The organism is Pseudomonas sp. B21-021 (assembly GCF_024749205.1).
Classification (GTDB): domain Bacteria; phylum Pseudomonadota; class Gammaproteobacteria; order Pseudomonadales; family Pseudomonadaceae; genus Aquipseudomonas; species Aquipseudomonas paraglycinae.
The window spans coordinates 4,212,083-4,226,893 of sequence record NZ_CP087192.1 but is presented as its reverse complement, the minus strand read 5'-3'; the positions used below and the strand labels follow the sequence as shown (position 1 = coordinate 4,226,893).

The 14,811-nt window shown below is 57.8% G+C and carries 15 protein-coding genes and 4 tRNA genes; 15 read left to right on the top strand and 4 right to left on the bottom strand.

Going from position 1 to position 14,811, the window contains the following annotated elements:
* The first annotated feature begins 165 nt into the window (after nt 1-165).
* Complete coding sequence (locus tag LOY31_RS18930; protein WP_007951570.1) at nt 166-1,326, top strand: MFS transporter; 1,161 nt, start codon at nt 166-168, stop codon at nt 1,324-1,326.
* Here LOY31_RS18930 and nhaR read toward each other — a convergent pair.
* Complete coding sequence (gene nhaR / locus LOY31_RS18925) at nt 1,323-2,222, bottom strand: transcriptional activator NhaR (protein WP_007951569.1); 900 nt, start codon at nt 2,220-2,222, stop codon at nt 1,323-1,325. The two genes, LOY31_RS18930 and nhaR, sit on opposite strands and share 4 nt — an antisense overlap.
* 146 nt (nt 2,223-2,368) lie before the next feature.
* On the opposite strand from nhaR, the gene LOY31_RS18920 reads away from it, so the two are divergent.
* Both LOY31_RS18920 and LOY31_RS18915 read left to right on the top strand, forming a co-directional pair.
* Nucleotides 2,369-2,608: a hypothetical protein gene (locus LOY31_RS18920; RefSeq protein WP_085608319.1), complete on the top strand. Its 240-nt coding sequence runs from the start codon at nt 2,369-2,371 to the stop codon at nt 2,606-2,608.
* 29 nt (nt 2,609-2,637) lie between these two features.
* Nucleotides 2,638-3,387, top strand: coding sequence for a TerC family protein (locus LOY31_RS18915; RefSeq protein WP_085608320.1), 750 nt, complete (start codon nt 2,638-2,640; stop codon nt 3,385-3,387).
* Between the two features lie 74 nt (nt 3,388-3,461).
* Here the strand turns inward: LOY31_RS18915 and LOY31_RS18910 are convergent, their stop codons facing one another.
* On the bottom strand, nt 3,462-3,629 hold the full coding sequence (locus LOY31_RS18910; protein ID WP_007951566.1) for a hypothetical protein: 168 nt from the start codon (nt 3,627-3,629) through the stop codon (nt 3,462-3,464).
* A gap of 231 nt (nt 3,630-3,860) precedes the next feature.
* On the opposite strand from LOY31_RS18910, the gene LOY31_RS18905 reads away from it, so the two are divergent.
* From LOY31_RS18905 to LOY31_RS18895, 3 genes are all read left to right on the top strand, one after another.
* Entirely contained in the window at nt 3,861-4,532 is a 672-nt protein-coding gene (locus tag LOY31_RS18905) for a peptidase C39 family protein (protein WP_085608321.1), read from the top strand.
* A 94-nt stretch (nt 4,533-4,626) separates the two neighbouring features.
* Nucleotides 4,627-4,833, top strand: coding sequence for a DUF6021 family protein (locus LOY31_RS18900; protein ID WP_064380821.1), 207 nt, complete (start codon nt 4,627-4,629; stop codon nt 4,831-4,833).
* 12 nt (nt 4,834-4,845) lie between these two features.
* Nucleotides 4,846-5,052 carry a hypothetical protein gene (locus LOY31_RS18895; RefSeq protein ID WP_085608322.1) on the top strand — a complete coding sequence of 69 codons (207 nt, stop codon included), beginning with the start codon at nt 4,846-4,848 and terminating at the stop codon, nt 5,050-5,052.
* A gap of 52 nt (nt 5,053-5,104) precedes the next feature.
* On the opposite strand, the gene pbpG is transcribed toward LOY31_RS18895, so the two are convergent.
* Nucleotides 5,105-6,043, bottom strand: coding sequence for a D-alanyl-D-alanine endopeptidase (pbpG, locus tag LOY31_RS18890; RefSeq protein WP_007951562.1), 939 nt, complete (start codon nt 6,041-6,043; stop codon nt 5,105-5,107).
* A 229-nt stretch (nt 6,044-6,272) separates the two neighbouring features.
* A complete protein-coding gene (gene folD, locus LOY31_RS18885; protein WP_085608325.1) occupies nt 6,273-7,127 on the bottom strand; it encodes a bifunctional methylenetetrahydrofolate dehydrogenase/methenyltetrahydrofolate cyclohydrolase FolD in 855 nt (284 codons plus the stop codon).
* A gap of 274 nt (nt 7,128-7,401) precedes the next feature.
* Here folD and LOY31_RS18880 point away from each other — a divergent pair.
* From LOY31_RS18880 to LOY31_RS18840, 9 genes are all read left to right on the top strand, one after another.
* Nucleotides 7,402-7,478: transfer RNA gene (locus tag LOY31_RS18880), tRNA-Arg, on the top strand.
* A 32-nt stretch (nt 7,479-7,510) separates the two neighbouring features.
* Nucleotides 7,511-7,586: transfer RNA gene (locus LOY31_RS18875), tRNA-His, on the top strand.
* Nucleotides 7,587-7,644: 58 nt separating this feature from the next.
* A tRNA-Leu gene (locus tag LOY31_RS18870) sits at nt 7,645-7,729 on the top strand.
* A gap of 76 nt (nt 7,730-7,805) precedes the next feature.
* A tRNA-His gene (locus LOY31_RS18865) sits at nt 7,806-7,881 on the top strand.
* A gap of 400 nt (nt 7,882-8,281) precedes the next feature.
* Nucleotides 8,282-9,592 carry a trigger factor gene (gene tig / locus LOY31_RS18860; RefSeq protein ID WP_221533192.1) on the top strand — a complete coding sequence of 437 codons (1,311 nt, stop codon included), beginning with the start codon at nt 8,282-8,284 and terminating at the stop codon, nt 9,590-9,592.
* 92 nt (nt 9,593-9,684) lie between these two features.
* On the top strand, nt 9,685-10,320 hold the full coding sequence (gene clpP, locus LOY31_RS18855) for an ATP-dependent Clp endopeptidase proteolytic subunit ClpP (RefSeq protein WP_007951559.1): 636 nt from the start codon (nt 9,685-9,687) through the stop codon (nt 10,318-10,320).
* Between the two features lie 113 nt (nt 10,321-10,433).
* Nucleotides 10,434-11,717 (top strand): ATP-dependent Clp protease ATP-binding subunit ClpX, encoded by a 1,284-nt coding sequence (clpX, locus tag LOY31_RS18850; RefSeq protein ID WP_007951558.1) that lies wholly within the window; start codon nt 10,434-10,436, stop codon nt 11,715-11,717.
* A gap of 163 nt (nt 11,718-11,880) precedes the next feature.
* A complete protein-coding gene (lon, locus tag LOY31_RS18845; RefSeq protein WP_007951557.1) occupies nt 11,881-14,277 on the top strand; it encodes an endopeptidase La in 2,397 nt (798 codons plus the stop codon).
* A gap of 148 nt (nt 14,278-14,425) precedes the next feature.
* The gene (locus LOY31_RS18840) at nt 14,426-14,698 is read left to right on the top strand and encodes an HU family DNA-binding protein (RefSeq protein ID WP_002552737.1); all 273 of its coding nucleotides are present in this window, start codon (nt 14,426-14,428) and stop codon (nt 14,696-14,698) included.
* Nucleotides 14,699-14,811 lie beyond the last annotated feature (113 nt).

Below are 14,811 nucleotides of genomic sequence, written 5' to 3'. Positions count from 1 at the left end.
ATCCTTCAGACCTGTGACGATCTGCCACCGGATCCATCCACAACTTAGACAGGTTTGTGCAAGTCACTCGGGAAACACTCTGTTAAGATTGCGCATCCTTATTTTCAAGTTCTGCCGGCGGGCCCTCGGGTCAGCGCTGGTGTCGTCGTTTTGCTGGAGTTCCTCATGCTGTTGCCCATCCTTCTGTTGTCTGCCGCCGGGTTTACGGTGCTGACCACGGAGTTCGTCATCGTCGGCCTGCTGCCGGCGATTGCCCGCGACCTGGCCGTCACCATCCCGCAGGCCGGGCTGCTGGTGACTCTGTTCGCGTTCACCGTGGCGATGTTCGGTCCATTCTTGACCGCGTATTTCGCCCGCTTCGAGCGCCGCAAACTGTTCATCACCATCCTGATCATGTTCGGTCTGGCCAATACCGTGGCGGCATTGGCGCCGAACATCTGGGTCATGGCGATTGCCCGGCTGATCCCGGCACTGGGGCTTCCGGTGTTCTGGGCGCTGGCCAGCGAAACGGCGGTGGACATCGTCGGCCCGGACTTCGCCGGTCGCGCGATCGCCAAGATCGGCTTCGGCATCGTCTGCGCCACCGTGTTCGGGATTCCGGTCGGCACGCTGATTTCCGATGCGTTCGGCTGGCGCAGTGCGTTCGCCATTCTGGCGGTGATCGCGTTCGCCAAGGCGTTGCTGCTGTTTGTCTATCTGCCGAAAACCAGCCTGCACCAGCATCAGGTCAGTTTCGCTTCGCAGTTCAAGATCCTGCGCAGCCCGCTGATGCTCGGCCATGTGCTGCTGTCGATCCTGGTGTTCAGCGGCATGTTCACCGCTTATACCTATCTGGCGGACATCCTCGAACGTCTGGCCGGCTTCAATGGCACCGTGGTCGGCTGGTGCCTGATGGGCTTTGGCGCGGTCGGTCTGATTGGCAACTCGCTGGGCGGTCGTGCGGTGGATCGCCATCCACTGATGGCTTCGGTGATGTTCTGCGCGTTCATGATCCCGGGGATGGTGGCGCTGGTGCCGAACATCAATTCGTCGCTGGGTCTGGCGGCGGCGATGGGCATCTGGGGCGTGACTCAGGCGGCGCTGTTTCTGGTCAGCCACGTGCGCTTGATGAAAGCCGCACCTGAGGCGCCGGCCTTCGCCGCGTCGCTGAACATTGCCGGGGCCAATCTCGGGATTGGTTTGGGCGCGATCATTGGCGGTCGAGTGATCGACAGCGCCGGCCTCGGCTTTGTGGGTTTCGCCGCTGCCGGGTTCATTCTGCTGTCGATTTTCCTCGCCATGGTGCTGATGGTGCTCAAGCCGCGCGACGTCTGCGCGCCGGCTTAAAAGGCTGTAAACAGCTCGCGTCGGGCACCTTCGGTAATCGCTTTGATGCCGGGGTGCTTGACCTTGCGTTCCACCGAGATCGCGTAGAACGACTCGCTCACCGCATCGGTCTGACCGATCAACTCGACGCCGTACTGGCGCTTCACCTCATCGGCAATCACGCTCGGGCCAATGAAAATCCCGCTGCCGGACTGGCCGAACGCCTGCATCAAGGCGCTGTCATCGAACTCCCCGACAATCCTCGGCTGAATCTGCTGCTCGGCGAACCAGCGCTGCAACCGGCTGCGCACCACGGTTTCCGCGCCGGGGATCAACAGCGGCGCACCGTGCAGGCTGCGCGGAAAATCCTGACCGTATTGCGCTGCCAGCTCGGCGGTGGCGAAAAAACTGATCCCGCATTCCCCAAGCTTCTGGCTGTAGCCCTTGATGTCCAGGTGCGAGGGCATCGGGCTGTCGGAGATCACCAGGTCCAGGCGCTGGATCGCCAGGTCCGCCAGCAGGCGCTCGAGTTTGTCTTCGCGGCAGGTGATGCGCAGTGGCTCGCTCAATTCCATGGTCGGCGCGATCAGGCGATAGACGATGGATTTGGGCACCACGTCCGCCACACCGACCCGGAACAGGATCTGCTGTTCGTTGGGCTGGGCGCGCAGCATCAGCTCCAGTTCGCCGCCGAGCTGGAACATTTGCTCGGCGTAGGGCAGGGCTTGGCGCCCGGCCTCGGTGAGCTCAAGTTGCCGGCCGACCCTTTGAAACAGTTCGATGCCGTAAGTCTGTTCGAGCAGAGAAATCTGTCCGCTGATGGTCTGTGGCGTCAGATTCAGTTGCTCGCAGGCGCGCACGATGCTGCCGGTCTTGGCCACCACCCAGAAGTAGTGCAGTTGTCGGTAATTGAGCATGGGGTTCGGTCCGTCAAATACAGTTCGTATAAATCGAAGTATAGCCGCTAAAAATACGAATTTTCCTGAAGTGTCTGTCTCCCTAGAATGCCCAGCCATCGACGGCCGGTCTTTACGGCGCTGTCTGTTCTATCGAGGGAAGCATCATGAAACTAAAAACTACGGGGCTGTTGATCGCGTCTTTACTGGTACTGGCCGGTTGCGACCAGGCCGAAAAGAGCGCCCAGCAACTGATGGGGCAGGCGGCCGAAGCGGCCAAGCAAGCCATCGACGACACGCATAAAGCCGCCGAAGAGGCGCTCAGCGATGCCACCGGCAATCTGATCAGCAAGAAAGAACCGAAAGACGACGAAGAAAAATCCGAATCGTCCTCCCAGGAAATCTAAACCGTCTTACACAGAGTCAGGACTGACCCATGGAATATCTGTTAGAACTCGCCGCCAGCCCGACCGCCTGGATTGCCTTGGCCACGTTGGTGGTGATGGAGATCGTGCTTGGCATCGATAACCTGATCTTTATCTCGATCCTGACCAACAAACTGCCCGAGCAGTACCGGCAGAAGGCCCGTCGTCTGGGGATCGGCATGGCGCTGATCATGCGTCTGGCCCTGTTGAGCACCATCGCGTTCATCGTTCAGCTGACCGCGCCGGTCATCGAGATTCTCGGCCACGCGTTCTCCTGGAAAGACATGATCCTGATCGCCGGCGGCCTGTTCCTGTTGTGGAAAGCCACCACGGAAATCCATCACAGCATGGATCCGGCACCGGAAGATCCGAAGACTGCGACGTCTAAGGTGACCTTGGGCTTCGCCGCCGCCATCGGGCAGATCCTGATGCTGGACATGGTGTTCTCGATCGACAGCATCATTACCGCTGTCGGCATGACCGAACACTTGCCGATCATGGTGATCGCGGTTGTGGTCTCGGTGCTGGTGATGCTGTTTGCAGCTGATCCGCTGGCCAAGTTCATCAACGACAACCCGACGGTGGTGATGCTGGCGCTGGGCTTCCTGATCATGATCGGCATGACGCTGATCGCCGAAGGCTTCGGCGCCCATGTACCGAAAGGTTATGTGTATGCTGCCATGGCGTTCTCGGCTTCGATTGAAGTGCTGAACATGATGTCGCGCCGCGCCAAGCAGAAGAAACTGACTGCCGAAGCGTAATCGCCGGAAAACCAAAGGCCGCCTGAACTCGCGAGAGTCCAGGCGGCCTTTTTGTTTGTGTCGGTTACAGAAAGTCAGTGCGCGGTGGCGTGACGGGCGTCGTGTTTCTCGATCTTGCGGGTCGGTGCAGGTTGTACCGGGTGGTGATGGCGGCGGGAAATCCGCAACACGCCCCACAGCATGGCGGCGGCAACGGCCAGCCAGCCGGCAATCAGCATTACGATGGTCATGGTCAGGCTCATCTGTGCCTCCTCTTTGCCCTGCGTCGGGCGCTCTTTCTTTGGCTCTTGTCTGAGTGACAGTCTAGTCGCTGGCGTGTTTCAGGCTATTGACCAAAGGTCGGTGGTGACCAATCAGTTCGCTCTATGCAGCCGATTCATCTGCCGCTTTGGGCTATACCGCAGCGTGGCGCCGTCCTATGATCCTCGACCAAGCCGGAACACGATGACCGGTAACTGATCAAGAGAGTGACGATGGTGCAGCTATTTTCCCGAATTCGCGCGGCGCTGCTGGTGGCCGGTTGCGTAGCAGCATTGGTGGGGTGTGCGGGCAGTGTGGCGCCGGAGGTCAAGCGCCTGCCGGAGCGGGTCGAGCTCAGCGGCACCTTCTATCGCGGTGAGGCCTATCAAAGCGGGCCGCAAGTGCTGGCCAGCCTCCTGTCGCAGCAGGGCATCGTGATCACGCCGGGTCTGCTGGAAAAACCGCTGCACTTGCCGGGCGCCGAGGACAAGTTGCAACAGAATCTACAGAGCCTTGCGCGTGAGTATGGGATGGTCGTGTATCCGCTGGACAGCAATCTGCCGGCGTTGCTGACCCAAGTGGCGGCCGGGTATCCGGTGATGGTGCGTTTCAGCGAAGGTTCGGCATTCTGGGCGGAGCCGCGTTACGCGATCCTCTCCGGCTATGATCGTCTGAAGCAGAAAGTGCTGCTGCGCGCCGGGATGAATCGCCGTGAATTGATGAGCTTCAGCTCGTTCGAGTCGGCTCTCGAAAAGTCCGGCGGCTGGGCAGTGTTGATCCAGAAACCGACGCAGATTCCCGCAGCGGTCGATCAACAGCGCTGGCTCAAGGCTGCCGACGCACTGGCGCAAGCTGGACAGGAGCGGGAAGCAGCGCAGGCGAGGAAGGCGCTGGCAGCGCACTGAGGTTCCGTTCGTCGCTTGTCGGGCACCCTGGCGGGGGATGCGCTTCTGAACTGTAGCGTCCCGTGTTTTACGGGTCAGGTATCAGGAGACGAACATGGCAATTCCAAATTCACCCAGTGGGCCGCACTCTTCCGAGCATGGCAGTGGCGACGACCTGGGTTTCGATCCGGACTCGCCTGACCTGGACGATCCGCAAGTCGATCCCATCGGCCCGGCGAAGGCGCCGAAGGATGTGCAGCCGGGCGATGATCCCAAACGTCCGGCCAAGCCTTACGATCCCTTGGCTGATCTCAAGCCTTGAAGCGAGGTGCGTATGAGTACCGATTCGAGTTTCGACGACCACAAGCCTGACAGTGTGCCCACCACGCCTGAGCCGGAAGTTGATCCGGTGCTGGACCCGGAGAGCCCCATGCGCGATCCGCTGGCGCGTCCGGCGGTGATAACGCCGGAGCATTCGCGCGACCCGAGCGCCGGTGACGGCATTCCCGATGACGACAAGATGCCGTTGCCCAACGACTGAGTGCATAAATGAAAAAGCCCCGACGATTCGGGGCTTTTTCATGAGTGACGGATTATTTGGAGGCTTCGATCACGCCGCTCTGGCGACTCTTGAGGTTTTTGTCGGCCTTGTATTGCTGAGCCACGGCCGGGACGTTGGCGCTCTTGCCGGTTTCCACCCAGCTGCGGATGCGGCTGGCATCGGCAAAGTGGGTGTACTTGCCGAACGCGTCGAGAATCACCAGGGCGACCGGGCGGTTGGCCATGCGAGTCACCAGCACCAGGCAGTGGCCGGCCGGGTTGGTGAAGCCGGTTTTGGTGATGCGGATATCCCAGTCGGCCTTGTTGACCAGGTGGTCGGTGTTACGGAAACCCAGGGTGTAATTGGGTTTGCGGAACGAGACGGTCTTCTCCTTGGTGGTGGTCAGCTCGATGAGCAGCGGCTGTTTGTGCGCAGCCACCAGCAACTTGCTCAGGTCGCGGGCGGTGGAAACGTTGCGCTCGGACAGGCCGGTGGGTTCCACAAAGTGCGTGCTGGTCATGCCCAGCGCCTTGGCCTTGGCGTTCATCGCGGCGATGAAAGCCGCGTAACCGCCCGGATAGTGATGAGCCAGGCTGGCGGCAGCGCGGTTTTCCGAGGACATCAGGGCAATCAGCAGCATCTCTCGGCGGGGCAGCTCACTTCGCAATTTGACGCGGGAAAACACGCCTTTCATTTCGGGTGTGCGGCTGATGTCGACGTCAATCCATTCGTCCATGTTCTGGTGCGCTTCGACCACTACCAAACCGGTCATCAACTTGCTCACGGAAGCGATGGGCACCACCACGTCCGGGTTGCTGGAATAAATGACTTTGTTGGTCTGCAGATCCATCAGCAGGGCGCTGCCGGAGGCAATCTTCAATTGCGAAGCGTCTCGAGGGGCAGCGGTAGTTTCGGCGGCGTTGACCGTTGGCGTGAGGAGCGTGCCTGAAAATGCAAAAACCAGGCTCAGGATGGACAGACGAATATTCACGCGGGCGAACTCATGAAGGTTGGAAATGCCGTTCTTTGTAACGGCCTGTGTCGTAAAAACGACGCATTGTAGGAGTATGGTTGAAGAACTGTCGATGGTTGTCCGCAAGGCATGAAAAAGTCGTGAAAAGCCCTGTAAAAATAGGGGTTTCCGGCGAACGGTAAAGGTTTTTTCGAGGGCATGAAAAACCCCGCACAAGGCGGGGTTCTCGGAGGGCGGAAAACGCGACTCAGGCGTGCAGGGTTTCTGCCGCGTAGAGGGTGTTTTCCAGCAGGCAGGCGCGGGTCATCGGGCCGACGCCGCCCGGGACCGGAGTGATCCAGCCGGCGCGGGGCAGGGCGGTTTCGTACACGACGTCACCGACCAGTTTGCCGTCGTCCTGTCGGTTGATGCCGACGTCGATCACGATCGCGCCTTCCTTGATCCACTCGCCCTTGACCAGGCCCGGCTTGCCGGCGGCCACGACCACCAGATCGGCACGGCCGACATGGCCGGCCAGATCCTTGGTGAAGCGGTGAGTGACGGTCACGGTGCAACCGGCCAGCAACAGTTCCATCGCCATCGGGCGACCGACGATGTTGGACGCGCCGACAACGACTGCGTCCATCCCGTACAGATCGGCACCGGTGCTTTCCAGCAGGGTCATGATGCCTTTCGGGGTGCACGGACGCAGCAGCGGAATGCGCTGGGCCAGACGGCCGACGTTATAAGGATGGAAACCGTCGACGTCCTTGTCCGGGCGGATGCGCTCCAGCAGTTTGGAAGCGTCCAGGTGCTCCGGCAGAGGAAGCTGAAGCAGAACGCCGTCGATTGCCGGGTCGTCGTTCAGTCGATCGATCAGATCGGTCAGTGCTTCCTGAGTGGTTTCGGAAGGCAGGTCGTAGGCTTGAGAGAGGAAGCCGACCTCTTCACAGTCTTTACGCTTGTGCGAGACATAAACCTGAGAGGCAGGATCGCTGCCGACCAGGATCACCGCGAGGCCGGGAGTGCGCAAGCCTTGCTCGCGACGTTCGGCTACCCGTTGGGCGATCTGCTGGCGCAGGCTGGCGGCGATTGATTTGCCGTCGATTAGTTGTGCAGTCATTGCGCGTGATTAACCATCGAGAGGGGAAAAAAAGAGAACGCATTCTCGCATGTCAAACGGTGAGGGCAAAGGCGCTTGGTCAGCAAATTCCCCTAAGCCCTTTAATTAAATGAATTTTTTTCAAAAAGGATTTGACGACCTTCAGGTCGCTCTATACTATTCGTCGCACTTGTCGGGCACAGCCTAGCACTGGTTAAGAAGGTCGAACGAAATTACGGTTTCGAACGACTGGAAAGCACTTAGTTTGTAGTCCTCCAAGGGTACAGCTAACAAGGCGCCCGTAGCTCAGCTGGATAGAGCATCCGCCTTCTAAGCGGATGGTCGCAGGTTCGAGTCCTGCCGGGTGCGCCATTAGGCAGCATTGGCACAAGTAACGCGATATGGTGGGCGTAGCTCAGTTGGTAGAGCACGGGATTGTGACTCCCGTTGTCGTGGGTTCGATCCCCATCGTCCACCCCATATTTCGAAAGGCGCCAGATGTAACAGTCTGGCGCCTTTGCTTTAAAAAGCTTCATCCGCGGATGTGGTGGAATTGGTAGACACACTGGATTTAGGTTCCAGCGCCGCGAGGCGTAAGAGTTCGAGTCTCTTCATCCGCACCAATCAAAGCTTCATTCATGCCGTTGGCCGGGTGAGGTTCTACAAAGAAGTTGTTTGGCTTCTTTGACACGCAATATGGTGGGCGTAGCTCAGTTGGTAGAGCACGGGATTGTGACTCCCGTTGTCGTGGGTTCGATCCCCATCGTCCACCCCATATTCCGAAAGGCGCCAGATTTAACAGTCTGGCGCCTTTTTTGTTTTACGGTTTCGGATTTTGGCGGCTGCAGGTTTCGGGTCGCAGGGCAGGGTGCTTCGTCGTATTAATGTTGCTCGATGATGCTGCACTGCCCGTCGGCCTTGCTTGCGAGGTCGGCTGTCAGGGAGATGATTCAACCGCCTCTATATATAGAAGAGGTTGGCGCAGAGCCCTGGCTTGAATTGGCTGTATTTGCTAACAGGGCGAGGCGCAACCGTTTGTCCCCGCCTTCAAATGGCCTGCTGTTTTTTTACCCGTTTTCAGTAGGGTGACTTCTTGAGTTTGACCTACTAGAATGCTTGCCCTTGATTCTTGGGTCGGAAACGGCCGGCTAACGTCTGTGCAACGAGGAATATCCATGCAAGTTTCTGTTGAAAATACTACTGCTCTTGAGCGCCGCATGAGCATCACCGTGCCGGCTGAGCAGATTGAGAGCCAGGTCAACAAGCGTCTGCAGCAGACTGCCCAGAAAGCCAAAATTGCTGGCTTCCGTCCAGGCAAAGTGCCAATGAGCGAAATCAAACGTCGTTTCGGTGCTGACGCACGTCAGGAAGCGATCGGCGACGTGATTCAAAAATCTTTCTACGAAGCTGTGGTTGAGCAGAAGCTGAACCCGGCCGGTTCGCCATCCATCGAGCCAAAATCGCTCGAAGCTGGCAAGGACCTGGAATACGTAGCCGTATTCGAAGTGTTCCCTGAGTTCACCGTTGCCGGCTTCGAAGGCATCACCGTTGAGCGCCTGAGCGCTGACGTGGCTGACGCCGATCTGGACAAGATGCTGGACATCCTGCGGAAGCAGAACACCCGTTTTGAAGTGGCCGATCGCGCTGCCCAGAACGAAGACCAGCTGAACATCGATTTCGTTGGCAAGGTTGACGGCGAAGTATTCGCTGGCGGTTCCGCCAAGGGCACTCAGCTGGTACTGGGTTCCGGCCGCATGATCCCTGGCTTCGAAGAAGGTCTGGTTGGTGCTAAAGCCGGCGAAGAGCGCGTTCTGAACCTGACCTTCCCAGAGGACTATCAGAACCTGGACCTGGCTGGCAAAGCCGCCGAGTTCACCGTGACTGTAAACACCGTTTCCGAGCCAAAACTGCCTGAGCTGAACGAAGAGTTCTTCGCTCAATTCGGCATCAAGGAAAGCGGCATCGACGGTTTCCGCACCGAAGTTCGCAAGAACATGGAGCGTGAACTGCGTCAGGCGATCAAATCCAAGGTCAAGAATCAGGTAATGGACGGTCTGCTGGCCACCAACCCGATCGAAGTGCCTAAGGCTCTGCTGTCCAACGAAGTTGACCGTCTGCGCGTGCAGGCTGTTCAGCAGTTCGGTGGCAATATCAAGCCAGACCAACTGCCGGCCGAGCTGTTTGAAGAACAAGCCAAACGTCGCGTTGTGCTGGGTCTGATCGTGGCCGAAGTGGTCAAGCAGTTCGACCTGAAGCCAGACGAAGCCCGCGTTCGCGAAATGATCCAGGAAATGGCTTCGGCTTACCAAGAGCCTGAGCAGGTCGTGTCCTGGTACTACAAGAACGAGCAGCAACTGAACGAAGTTCGTTCGGTTGTGCTGGAAGAACAAGTTGTGGATACTGTTCTGCAGAAAGCTAGCGTGACCGACAAATCGGTCTCTTACGAAGAAGCGGTCAAGCCGGTAGAAGCTCCAAAAGCCGACTGATTGTTTTTGCGTTAGAAGCACACACCATAAGCCAGCCTTCGAGCTGGCTTATGCGTATTCAAGACATGACTATTTGGGAGTGACTGCAGAGCATGTTCCGTAATTCCTATATTCAGCAGAACTCTGATATCCAGGCCGCCGGCGGCCTGGTCCCGATGGTTGTCGAGCAATCTGCTCGTGGCGAGCGCGCCTATGACATCTACTCGCGTCTTCTCAAGGAACGAGTAATCTTTCTGGTGGGTCCTGTAGAGGACTACATGGCCAACCTGATCTGCGCGCAATTGCTGTTCCTTGAAGCGGAAAACCCGGACAAGGACATCCATCTTTACATCAACTCCCCGGGCGGTTCGGTGACAGCGGGCATGTCGATCTACGACACCATGCAGTTCATCAAGCCAAACGTATCGACTACCTGTATCGGTCAGGCGTGCAGCATGGGCGCATTCCTGCTGACGGCCGGTGCTCCTGGCAAGCGTTTCTGCCTGCCGAACTCGCGCGTGATGATTCACCAGCCACTGGGCGGTTTCCAGGGCCAGGCATCGGACATCGAAATCCATGCCAAGGAAATCCTCTTCATCCGCGAGCGTCTGAACACGCTGATGGCCAAGCACAGCGGCCGTACGCTTGAAGAAATCGAGCGCGACACCAACCGCGACAACTTCATGAGTGCAGAAGCTGCGAAGGAATACGGTCTGATCGACGAAGTGATCAACCAGCGCCCAGCTTAAAAATAAGCAGCTCAAAATAGGCTTGGTCGGCGCGTCTGATCAGCGGCGGGCTTGAAAAAGCCCGCAATAGCCTTCATCTTGTGTTGCAAGCCTATCGGATTTGGATCGAACGAATGACTGACACCCGCAACGGCGAGGACAACGGCAAGCTGCTCTATTGCTCCTTCTGTGGCAAAAGCCAGCATGAAGTGCGCAAATTGATTGCCGGCCCCTCGGTCTTTATCTGCGACGAGTGCGTCGACCTGTGCAATGACATCATCCGCGAGGAGGTGCAGGAAGCACAGGCCGAAAGCAGCGCGCATAAATTGCCTTCGCCTAAAGAAATCAGCGGCATCCTTGATCAGTATGTAATTGGTCAGGAACGTGCCAAGAAGGTTCTGGCAGTAGCGGTGTACAACCACTACAAGCGTCTGAACCAGCGTGACAAAAAGGCTGACGACGTCGAACTCGGCAAAAGCAACATCCTGCTGATCGGCCCGACAGGCTCCGGTAAAACCCTGCTGGCCGAAACCCTGGCCCGCTTGCTGAACGTTCCGTTCACCATCGCCGACGCAACCACCCTCACCGAGGCGGGTTATGTGGGTGAAGACGTCGAGAACATCATTCAGAAGCTGCTGCAGAAGTGCGATTACGACGTAGAGAAAGCCCAGATGGGCATTGTCTACATCGACGAAATCGACAAGATTTCGCGCAAGTCCGACAACCCGTCGATCACCCGGGACGTTTCCGGTGAAGGCGTGCAGCAGGCCTTGCTCAAACTGATCGAAGGCACGGTCGCTTCCGTTCCGCCGCAAGGTGGCCGCAAGCATCCGCAGCAGGAATTCCTTCAGGTTGATACCCGTAACATCCTGTTCATCTGCGGTGGCGCGTTCTCCGGTCTGGAGAAGGTCATTCAGAACCGTTCCACCAAGGGTGGCATCGGTTTCAACGCAGAAGTGCGCAGCAAGGAAGAAGGCAAGAAAGTCGGTGAATCCCTGCGTGAAGTCGAGCCTGACGATCTGGTCAAGTTCGGTCTGATCCCGGAATTCGTTGGTCGTCTGCCAGTCCTCGCGACGCTGGACGAGCTGGATGAGGCTGCTTTGATGCAGATTCTCACCGAGCCGAAAAATGCCCTGACCAAACAGTATGCCAAGCTGTTCGAGATGGAAGGCGTGGATCTGGAATTCCGTTCCGACGCGCTGAAATCGGTCGCCAAGCGTGCCCTGGAACGTAAAACCGGTGCCCGTGGCCTGCGTTCGATTCTCGAAGGTGTGCTGCTCGACACGATGTATGAAATCCCCTCGCAGTCCGAGGTGAGCAAAGTCGTGATCGATGAAAGCGTGATCGAAGGCAAGTCCAAGCCACTGTATATCTACGAAAACAGTGAGCCGGCCGCCAAGGCTGCACCGGACGCGTAAGCGCCCGGTCTGCCGGAACAAAGAAGGGGCCTTCGGGCCTCTTTTTTTTTATGTCGTTTTTTACATCCCCTTTGCGCTTGTTTTTTTTCAAGTCAGCCCCCATCTTGGTTTCAAGCTTAATTCCATCTGATTACGGCCATATGGCCGCCGTAGAGGCGAAATCATGAAGACCACCATCGAATTGCCTCTCCTGCCATTGCGTGATGTCGTTGTGTATCCGCACATGGTTATCCCGCTGTTCGTGGGGCGCGAGAAATCCATCGAAGCCCTCGAGGCCGCGATGACGGGCGACAAGCAGATCCTGCTGCTGGCCCAGAGAAACCCGGCTGACGACGATCCCGGTGAAGAAGCTCTCTATCGCGTAGGTACCATCGCCACTGTTCTGCAGCTGCTCAAACTGCCTGACGGCACCGTCAAGGTTCTGGTCGAAGGCGAGCAGCGTGGCGCTGTCGAGCGCTTCAGCGAAGTCGATGGCCACTGCCGTGCCGAAGTCTCGTTGATTGACGAAGTCGACGCCGCCGAACGTGAATCCGAAGTGTTCGTGCGCAGCCTGCTGTCGCAGTTCGAACAATATGTGCAGCTGGGCAAGAAAGTCCCGGCTGAAGTCCTGTCGTCGCTCAATAGCATCGACGAGCCTGGCCGCCTGGTAGACACCATGGCCGCGCACATGGCGCTGAAGATCGAGCAGAAGCAGGAAATCCTCGAAATCATCGATTTGTCGGCCCGGGTCGAGCACGTTCTGGCTTTGCTGGACGCCGAGATCGACCTGCTGCAAGTCGAAAAACGCATTCGTGGCCGCGTCAAAAAGCAAATGGAGCGCAGTCAGCGCGAGTACTACCTGAACGAGCAGATGAAGGCCATTCAGAAAGAGCTCGGCGACAGCGACGAAGGCCACAACGAAATCGAAGACCTGAAAAAGCGTATCGACGCTGCCGGTCTGCCGAAAGATGCCCTGGCCAAGGCCACTGCCGAGCTGAACAAGCTCAAGCAGATGTCGCCGATGTCCGCCGAAGCCACCGTGGTGCGCTCGTACATCGACTGGCTGGTTCAGGTGCCGTGGAAGGCTCAGAGCAAGGTGCGTCTGGACCTGGCCCGTGCCGAAGACATTCTCGACGCCGATCACTACGGCCTCGAAGAGGTCAAGGAACGCATCCTTGAATACCTTGCCGTACAGAAGCGCGTGAAGAAAATCCGTGGCCCGGTGTTGTGCCTGGTCGGTCCTCCGGGCGTGGGTAAAACCTCGCTGGCCGAGTCGATCGCCCATGCCACCAACCGAAAATTCGTGCGCATGGCCCTCGGTGGCGTGCGTGATGAAGCGGAAATCCGTGGTCACCGTCGAACCTACATCGGTTCGATGCCAGGAAGATTGATTCAAAAGATGACAAAGGTGGGTGTGCGCAACCCGCTGTTCCTGCTCGATGAAATCGACAAAATGGGCAGCGACATGCGTGGCGATCCGGCGTCGGCGTTGCTGGAAGTGCTCGATCCAGAGCAGAACCACAACTTCAACGACCACTACCTGGAAGTCGACTACGACCTCTCGGACGTGATGTTCCTGTGCACCTCGAACTCGATGAACATTCCGCCGGCGCTGCTGGACCGGATGGAAGTCATCCGTCTGCCGGGCTACACCGAAGACGAGAAGATCAACATCGCGGTCAAGTACCTGTCGCCGAAGCAGATTGCAGCCAACGGCCTGAAGAAGGGCGAGCTGGAATTCGACGAAGAAGCGATCCGCGACATCATCCGTTACTACACCCGCGAAGCCGGTGTGCGTGGCCTCGAGCGGCAGATTGCCAAGGTCTGCCGCAAGGCGGTCAAAGAGCATGCGCTGGAAAAACGCTTCTCGGTAAAAGTGACAGCTGATCTGCTGGAACATTTCCTCGGCGTTCGCAAGTTCCGCTACGGTCTGGCCGAGCAGCAGGATCAGATCGGTCAAGTGACCGGCCTGGCCTGGACTCAGGTGGGCGGCGAACTGCTGACCATCGAAGCCGCTGTGGTGCCGGGCAAAGGTCAACTGATCAAGACCGGTTCGCTGGGTGACGTAATGGTCGAATCGATCACTGCGGCCCTGACCGTGGTGCGCAGCCGTGCCAAGAGCCTGGGCATTCCGCTGGACTTCCACGAGAAGCGCGACACGCACATCCACATGCCGGAAGGTGCTACGCCGAAAGACGGCCCGAGCGCCGGTGTAGGCATGTGTACTGCGCTGGTGTCGGCTTTGACGGGGATTCCTGTGCGTGCCGATGTCGCCATGACCGGCGAGATCACCCTGCGTGGTCAAGTCCTCGCCATTGGCGGTCTGAAGGAAAAACTGCTGGCTGCTCACCGTGGCGGAATCAAGACAGTGATTATTCCGGAAGAGAACGTGCGCGATCTGAAGGAGATTCCTGACAATATCAAGCAGGATCTGCAGATCAAACCGGTTAAATGGATTGACGAGGTCCTGCAAATTGCGCTGCAATACGCGCCGGAGCCCTTGCCGGATGTGGCTCCGGAGATAGTTGCCAAGGACGAAAAACGTGAGTCTGACTCTAAGGAAAGAATTAGCACGCATTAATACGCTTTTGCCTGGGGGGCTTCCTTGACAGCTTTTTAGAGCCCTTGTTATAAAGCGGCTCTTAAGTGTCTGTAGGCCATTCAGCACTCGTTTTTGCTTTCACCAAAAAACTTAGAATCATACTCAAATAGATATAAGGGGACTTAGAGTGAACAAGTCGGAACTGATTGATGCTATCGCTGCATCCGCTGATATCCCGAAAGCTGCTGCTGGCCGTGCGCTGGACGCTGTAATCGAATCCGTCACTGGCGCTCTCAAGGCTGGCGACTCCGTTGTTCTGGTTGGTTTCGGTACTTTCTCCGTGACTGATCGTCCAGCTCGCATCGGTCGTAACCCACAGACCGGCAAGACTCTGGAAATCGCGGCAGCCAAAAAGCCAGGTTTCAAAGCCGGTAAAGCCCTGAAAGAAGCCGTCAACTAAGTTTGATTCAGGTTTTTACCCATCCGGGTCGGGGTCATGCCTGACTTGGCAGCGGAGCGGTAGAGCAGGCGGTTGGAATAGCTGCCTGTCACACCGGGATCGAGGGTTCGAGC